The sequence below is a fragment of the Pseudomonas sp. 3B-A001-10F genome (assembly GCF_056313565.1).
Window position 1 is genome coordinate 1 of record NZ_JBQYFW010000077.1, and the last position, 919, is coordinate 919.

Here is a 919-nt window from a genome sequence, read left to right on the forward strand (position 1 = left end):
ATGTCGGCGGCGTGCTGACTTTCGGTGAGCCGCTGCATTACACCATCGGCCCCAGCGGCATTCTGCAAGTGACCGACTGCGATCGGGGCCAGCGTTATCGCATTACCTTCTTTCCCGATGTGTCCACGGACCATGTGCAGACGTTGTACGCCTCCTATCAGGGCTTCATCGATGGACTGGAGGGCTGGTTGCGCGGGGAATGGAGTGAATTTCAGCCGCAGTGGAAGGAATTTTCCAGCGCTGGGTTTCTTGAGCGTTACGGTCAGTTGCAACAGGCCGACTGGCGTGGATTCGAGAAAGCCCTGAACGGCGTTTGGGACGACATCAAACAGGTATTCGCCCTCCTCGCCGACTTGCAGGCCAACAGTGAAAAGCTGCTTGAGTACCTCAGCGAGGCCGAGCTTGAGGCGTTATTGAATGCCTCCAGCGACGCCATTGCCAACGGTCTGTTGATCCTCAGTGACGAGCCGCTGCTGTTCATTCATCTGGCCGCGTTTACCAGTTGGCTGAAGATGCTGCCGCCGCAACATTTGGCCGAAGTGGTCGCCGAAGTGCGTGCCGAACTGCTGATCGGTTTTCTGCTGACGGCGTTGTCGGGTGGCGTCGGCGTGCCACTGCGCTTGAGCAGCAAGGCGTTGGCGAAGATCAAGTCGCCGCGCGCGCGGGAATGGCTGGCGGCCTCGGCATTGCGCTTGGCCGAACTGACGTCCTCGGCGGATTTGACGCGGCATGCCAGCGTTTTGAAACCGCTGATGCTCAATGTCCGTGACGTTGAGTTGAAACCGACACCGGCGATACCGCTGAACATTCGTCAGGCCGATTCGCTGGTGTTGACGGTGCCGAATCCGGCGCCACTGGCGCGGGACAAGTCTGGTGCTTCGAGCCGGTTGGAACGGCATGAGCCTCACGACGATTCGCC

Annotated in this window: 1 pseudogene; it reads left to right on the plus strand. The window is 59.7% G+C overall.

Going from position 1 to position 919, the window contains the following annotated elements:
* Nucleotides 1-919 (plus strand): annotated as a pseudogene (locus tag AC0ZWN_RS28800) (type IV secretion protein Rhs); the annotation flags it as partial.